At 59.6% G+C, this 6,260-nt stretch carries 7 protein-coding genes; 2 read left to right on the plus strand and 5 right to left on the minus strand.

Annotated features, from left to right (window positions below):
- Positions 1-142 precede the first annotated feature (142 nt).
- Positions 143-571: a hypothetical protein gene (locus NW843_RS10435; RefSeq protein WP_414522898.1), complete on the minus strand. Its 429-nt coding sequence runs from the start codon at positions 569-571 to the stop codon at positions 143-145.
- 156 nt (positions 572-727) lie between these two features.
- Between NW843_RS10435 and NW843_RS10440 the strand changes: the two genes are divergently transcribed.
- Positions 728-2,377: a hypothetical protein gene (locus tag NW843_RS10440; RefSeq protein WP_414522899.1), complete on the plus strand. Its 1,650-nt coding sequence runs from the start codon at positions 728-730 to the stop codon at positions 2,375-2,377.
- Here NW843_RS10440 and NW843_RS10445 read toward each other — a convergent pair.
- The 4 genes from NW843_RS10445 to NW843_RS10460 all read right to left on the minus strand — a co-directional run bounded on the left by NW843_RS10445 (position 2,371) and on the right by NW843_RS10460 (position 5,482).
- Entirely contained in the window at positions 2,371-3,579 is a 1,209-nt protein-coding gene (locus NW843_RS10445; protein WP_414522900.1) for a glycosyltransferase, read from the minus strand. The genes NW843_RS10440 and NW843_RS10445 overlap by 7 nt on opposite strands.
- Positions 3,580-3,608: 29 nt before the next feature.
- Entirely contained in the window at positions 3,609-4,022 is a 414-nt protein-coding gene (locus tag NW843_RS10450; RefSeq protein ID WP_011432347.1) for a PH domain-containing protein, read from the minus strand.
- Between the two features lie 75 nt (positions 4,023-4,097).
- Positions 4,098-4,604: a hypothetical protein gene (locus NW843_RS10455; protein ID WP_011432348.1), complete on the minus strand. Its 507-nt coding sequence runs from the start codon at positions 4,602-4,604 to the stop codon at positions 4,098-4,100.
- A gap of 62 nt (positions 4,605-4,666) precedes the next feature.
- Positions 4,667-5,482 (minus strand): ion transporter, encoded by an 816-nt coding sequence (locus NW843_RS10460; protein ID WP_414522901.1) that lies wholly within the window; start codon positions 5,480-5,482, stop codon positions 4,667-4,669.
- A 148-nt stretch (positions 5,483-5,630) separates the two neighbouring features.
- Here NW843_RS10460 and NW843_RS10465 point away from each other — a divergent pair.
- The coding region (locus NW843_RS10465) for a Maf family protein (RefSeq protein WP_414522902.1) at positions 5,631-6,260 on the plus strand (630 nt) is incomplete at its 3' end.

Consider the following 6,260-nt stretch of genomic DNA (forward strand, 5'->3'; position numbering starts at 1 on the left):
AACAGTGATGTTCAGCAGTGTTCAGCGTAAATGTATCAGGTGCTATGCCTACGGCACCTCATACTGCTACCTACTGCTACGCAATGCTTATGGGAACGGGAACCGCACCGCTTTCTCAAGGCTGGGCAAGGATAGGGCGACCTCAGGGATCCCTCACCAGCACCATCCCGGTCACCACAGCGCTTTGGCCCAACCGGTCGAAGACCCGCAAGCTGAGCAGGTAGGAGCCGGGCACCAAGCTCAGGGGAGGGCGAATGCGGAAGCGGGTTGTACAGAACACCTCTCCCGACACACAATTCACCTGGGCTGCCGATAGCGTCTGCACCTCGATCCCTGACCACGACACCTGAAACGCCAGCTCCGCCGGGATCCGCCCCGGCACCGATACCGAGACCCCCAGCTCCAAAAAGCCGTTCCGATTCACCACAGAAGGAATATCGCTGCTGGTGATCAAAGGCGGCAGCGGAGTACTGGCCGTCAGCGCATCGGCACCACAACCGACCAAGGCCACACCCAGCAGGCCCAGCACCCATCCCCAAGGTTTGGATCCCGGCTTCATCACAGGGTTCATCTGAAAACTCACCTTCTCAGTATAGAGGGCGGGGGCAACAGAGTTAGTGTTGGTTCTGGGAAAAGCTAAAAATTTACACTACAGATAGTGGCGAGCTGGATTTTCATCCAGACCATCTGCTACAGTAAGGCCCATAACCTGTCAAGCAGCCTGGATATGGAAGGGGAAGAGGAGCTAAAAGCCTTGCGGGCGCGGGTGCGCAACCTAGAGCGATCCCTCGCCGAATCGGAAGCGCTGTCATTGCAGCAGATTGAGTGCATCCATCGCCTGGAACATCAACTGCTGGAAGCACAGGCCCAGATTCAAGAGCGGGATCAAGCTTTGCAAGCGTGTCAAGAGGAGAAAGCGCGGCTGGCCCAGCGCCCTACCCCAGAGGCTTTTCAGCTTCAGCAACAGCACATCGAAGAACTGCAGAATCTCCTGTGGGAAATGGAGCGCCGTCCAACGCTGGAGCACTACCACATTCTGCAACAGCAGTTGCAAACCAGTCAGACGGAAATTGAAACCCTCAAGGCGGAATTGCAGCGGCGCGTCGATCCGGCCCGATTTTACCAACTGCAGCAGGAGCTCCTGGAGCTGAAACAGCAGGCCAACCAATTGGGAGAATACGCCGTCAAGTTGCCGCAGGTGCAGCTTTTGCAAGCCCAACTGCAGCTCCGTGTACAGCAGCTAGAGGAGGAAAAAGCACAATTGCAAGCGCAAATCCAAGAGTTGGCTGCTCGACCTTCTGCACAAGAACTGGAAACCCTACGGGCGGAGCTAGAGGCTGCCCACCGCCAAGCGGAAGCCGAATGGCAGCGTTTGAAGACCCATCTGGAAACCGAAAAGGCACACATGGAAGCTGACCTGAACACCGCCCGGCAACGTATTCGCGAATTGGAAGAGCGTCCTACCCCAGAGCAATGGGCACGCTTGCAGGCGGAGCTGGATCATCTGCGCCAACAGGCCTCTTTTGCCAAGGCCGAGCGGGCCACCTTGCTGGAAGAGCTGCAGCAGAGTCAGCGGCAGCAGGCCGAGCAAGCCCAACAGATTGCCAAGCTGGAAGCGGAAGCAGCCCAGGCCGCCCACCTCAGGGAAACAGAGTCCTCACAGGCGCAGCGAATCCTTGCCCTGGAGGAGCAGGTGCAGGCTTTGACCCGCGAGCTTGGTGCTTTGCGAGCCGAGCGGGATCAGCTTATCCAAGAGTTGGCCCAGCGTCCCACCCTTGCCCAGTGGCAGGAAGTTCAGCAGCAGGTGCAGGACACCCGAGAAAGCCTGGAAGCAGCCCGGCGGGGGCGAGAACTGGCCGAGGCCCATCATCTGGTCAGCCAAAAGCAAATCGAGAAGTTGCAGCAGCAGGTGATGGCTTTGAAAACCGAGTGTGTGCAGGCCCACGCCTACGCGCAAACCCAAGAAAAGGAAGTGGCCCTGCTGCAGCAGCGCAATCAAGAACTGGAAGAGCAACTGGCCACACTGCGTCAGTCGGCCTCGCTTTCCCCCCAAGCAGCGGCTGTCGAGCCCAGGTCGAATCATCCGGCTAGTGCTCCGCACCGCTGGCGCGACCAGGAACGGATTCCTGCAGCGGCTGACGAGTCTGCTCCTTCCCCGGCGGCACCCAACAGCCGACCCACCACTTGGAGAACACCCACCCCAGGGATCCCGCCGCTCACCCTGGACGAGCGGGAAGAAAGTGCCCCGCTCGGCTGGCGCCAACGGACAGAAAGGCTCCTGAAACGCTCCGCTTTGGCCGCTTCACGGGCAGGAGGGGAAACGGGCAGTCGCAACCGGATTGAGTTGCCGACTTTTGTGCAGCGGCGGCCCTACTGAGCGCTCCATTCTCGGGGATCCAACCGTTCTCCAGCTTGAAAACGAGGCCAAGCCCAGCGCAACAGGGCTCCCAGCTGGGCATGAAACCGCTCTGGGGCAAATTGCAGAGCATGGGCCCGAATCCGCTGCGGATCCCAGTCCTGTCGATCCGCCTGCCGCAGCCCTTCCACCAGCGCTTCCACACTGGCCTCGGGAATGAGGATGCCGGTTTGGCCGTGGATGACCGTCTCTTGGGCACCTCCCCGGTTGAGGGCAACCACGGGGCGGCCGCAGGCCTGGGCCTCCACTGCCACTAGGCCAAAATCCTCCTCCCAGGGGAACAGCAGCAGCCGGCAATTGGCTAGCAGTTCCCGGAAACGATCGGGGGGCTGATGGGGCAAAAACTCCACCTGCGGCCCCGCCAGTCGCTTGAGCCGAGCCAGCTCCGGCCCTTCGCCCACAACCAGCAGCCGACGACCCAGCCGTTCACAGGCGGCAATCGCCAGATCCACCCGTTTGTAGGGCACCAGTCGGCCTGCCACCAGGTCATAATCGGCGCTGGGATCCGCCACCGGCTCCAACCCCTGCAGCGGAACGGGCGGATAAATGACCACAGCCTCGCGGCGATAGAGCTTGGCAATGCGGCGGCGAATGTGCTGGGAGTTGGCGATCAACAGATCTGGACGTTGAGCTGCCAGAAAATCCCATTGGCGCAGGCGGTGCAGCAGCCATTGGCTAATTGTGCCAACAGGCCCGCTTCTCCCCAGCCCTTCTCGCTGCAGATACAGCTCCCGGTTCTCCCAGAGGTAACGGGTGGGGCTGTGGATGTAGCTCAGGTGCAGGGTAGAGGCTCCCGTCAGGATCCCTTTGGCAAAGGCGTGGCTGCTGGAGATCACACAGTCATAGCCGGAGAGGTCGAAGCTCTCATAGGCCAACGGCATCCAGGGCAGCAGATACTTGAGGCGGGCGTGGTAGTCGGGGCGCAACACCCCCAGCCACTTGGCCCAGCCTTGCAAAAAAGAGGTGTGAATCGACAGCTCCTGCCAGCTCGGCGGCAGGGTGTGAGCCGAGAAGAGACTAACGTAAAGGGGGGCCTGGGGGGCAAAGGCCACCAGCTCCTGCAAAACCTTTTCCGATCCCCCCGGCCAGATCAGGTACTCGTGCACCAGGGCCAGGCGCTCAGGCCAAGCGGGATCCCGGCTGGGAAGAGTGGGGACAGCCACAGGAAGGGATCCCCAAGGGTCAGGCACGGTCAGGACTTGGCAGAGCGGCGCTTTTTGCCAATTGGGCCGCTCACCTGCTTGGCTTTCTCGTCGATCCGCTCGTTGATGTAGTTGTAGATTTCCCGAAAGCGAGGCAAGGCCCGCATCTCCAGGCGACTGCCGTCCTTGAGGGTGAGCACCATGTCTCCCCACACGCCCAAGCCACGGGGCACCATAACCACCTTGGCAATCTCGCCGTAGATTACATCTGAGCGCTCCTTGCCGCCCCATCCCCCAATCACGGTGATGCGACGATTGGTAATCCGATAGTGTACCCACAGCTTACGCACCAGTGCCCCCACAAACAGAGGCAAGCCGACAAGTGTAGCCCCAATGAAGGAGTTCAACACCAAATCGCCACTGTGGGGGCCGCCCTCAAAAAAAACCTCCTCTTGCACCGCCATGCAGAGCACCGTCCGGTTGTTTAGAGTGTTGCCGTTAACGATCTTAAACGATTTCTCAGCTTTCCCCAACTGGGGCTAACGGCAGGTTCGGGATTGGGTCAGCCTTCGGACGGCTTGTAGGGAACGGCAGGTGGCCAAGACCAGGTAAACAAACAACACCATCACCACCACCGCCACCGCTGCGGCTCCCGCATTACCCAGCCAGCCCCACCCTTCCAGCCCCGTCAGGGCCACCAAAGCCCAAGAAGCCGGGTGCAGCATTCCCCCCAACAGGAGAATTTGCGAGAGCATTTGCCCAGCCGTAAAGCGGGATCCCAGCACCACCAGGGCCAGTCCGCCGCCGATGTTGATCAACCCCATGTTGCCCAAAAAGGCGTAGCAAATGTGCCAGGCGTACTTTTGTTTGGGCACCTCCTGCCAGAGGAGGGGCTCGGCAGGGATCCCCGAAGCCTCCTGGGGGGCGAGCGGCAACGGCTGAACTTGGCTGAGGATCCAGCCGAGGACAATGGCGGCAACCAGCATCGCCACGCCCGCCTTCACGTTCAGCTTGCCGGGGATGGTTAGCTCGGGGTGGGCCAACATCGCAGATCCTCCTGCAACCCGTCCTAGCCTATCCTGTCTTTGCCCCAAATTGGCCAACAGCCTCAATCCCTTGGATAGAGCAGTGTGCCGCAGCGCTTGCAGAATTGGGCATCCCCATCGTGTTGGGACAAACCGCACCCTGGGCAGGCCCATTGCACCGAGTTGCCGCTTTTCACCAATTGTTTGATCAGCTCCCCCACTTGCCAAGGGATCAGGGCTATGCCCGTCAAGATCATCAACACTGTCAGCAGCCGGCCCAGCTCAGAAGTGGGGGTGAGATCCCCAAACCCCACCGTGGTCATGGTAACGACGGAAAAGTAGAAAGCATCCAAAAAGGTGGCAAAAGCGCCAGGATTCACTGGATGTTCTACCTGGTAGATCAGCCCAGAGTAGACGAAAACAATGGCAAAGAGGGTGAAGAAAATGCGCAGCAAAATGCGGCTATCGGCGGAGATCACTTGCCCAAACAGGGTTTTGCCCTCTACCAGGCGCAGCAGCCGCAAAATGCGAAACCAACGGAAGATGCGAATGAAGCGAATATCGGTTAGCCCGGCAAAAAAGGGCAAAATGGCCAGCAAATCGATGAGTGAATAGAGGCTGAAGACGTAGCGCAGCTTTTGCGGGGCCGCCGCCAGGCGGAGCAGATATTCCACCACAAACAGGCCGAGAATGAGGCGATCCACCCGCTCCAGCCAAAGACGTACCTCAGGGGGAATGGGATAGGTTTCCACCACAAAGAAGGTGGACGAACAGAAAACCAGCGCCGCCACCAGCAAGTTCACCCAGCGGCTTTCCGGGGTGTCTTGATCCCCCCAATAGCGCTGGAGGATCCCAGAATGGGCAAGATCGAGATCAGCTTGGGTGGGGAGAGTGGTCACAAACGGGATCCAGCTGGGAAGATATCGAGAGAGTTTCCTTTCAACGCCCATCAGGCGCATACTAACTAAGCTAATGGAAACTAGCTCACAGAGCGAACTTCCCCTAAGCAAACGTCCAGGCTTTGGGTGTTAATTAGGTGTTGAGTCGATGTTGCCTCCTATCGTACTGGCCTCGCAATCCCCTGCCCGCCGCCAATTGTTAAAGGCTGCCGGGATCCCCCATCGCGTTCAACCCAGCTACTTCGACGAAAGCCAAATCCAGAGCTCTAATCCGGTGGAGCTGGTGCAGAAGCTGGCCTCGGCGAAAGCCGAAGTGGTGGCGGCCCAGCAACGGGAGCCCGTCTTGGTTGTGGGGGCCGACTCTGTGCTCTACCTAAATGGCGAGATCCTGGGCAAGCCGCCCAATGCCCTAGAGGCGGAACGGCGCCTGCGGCAAATGCGGGGCGAAGTGGGAGAGCTCTACACAGGCCATGCCTTGATTGACACGAAGCAGAACCGCCGCCTCACCCACTATGCGGTGACGCGGGTGTTTTTTGCCAAGCCCAGCGACGAGGAAATCCGCGCCTATGTGGCCACCGGTGAGCCGCTCAATTGTGCTGGCTGTTTTGCCATCGATGGCCGCGGCAGCCTGTTTGTGGAGCGGATCGAGGGGTGCCCTGGCAATGTGATCGGGCTGAGTTTGCCCCTGCTGCGGCGCATGATGCAGGAGTTGGGCTATTCCCTCACCGATGCTTGGAGCATGACTCTAGTCAATGATAAGCTCAACTATACTGAAAAT

The sequence above is a fragment of the Synechococcus sp. R5-12 genome, from assembly GCF_047502655.1.
In the GTDB taxonomy this organism is placed as follows: Bacteria; Cyanobacteriota; Cyanobacteriia; order Thermostichales; family Thermostichaceae; genus Thermostichus.

Bases quoted from the DNA above. Each gene is read 5' to 3' on its own strand.
- NW843_RS10435 (WP_414522898.1), bottom strand. From the start codon at position 571: ATGAACCCTGTGATGAAGCCGGGATCCAAACCTTGGGGATGGGTGCTG.
- NW843_RS10440 (WP_414522899.1), top strand. From the start codon at position 728: ATGGAAGGGGAAGAGGAGCTAAAAGCCTTGCGGGCGCGGGTGCGCAAC.
- NW843_RS10450 (WP_011432347.1), bottom strand. From the start codon at position 4,022: ATGGCGGTGCAAGAGGAGGTTTTTTTTGAGGGCGGCCCCCACAGTGGC.
- NW843_RS10455 (WP_011432348.1), bottom strand. From the start codon at position 4,604: ATGTTGGCCCACCCCGAGCTAACCATCCCCGGCAAGCTGAACGTGAAG.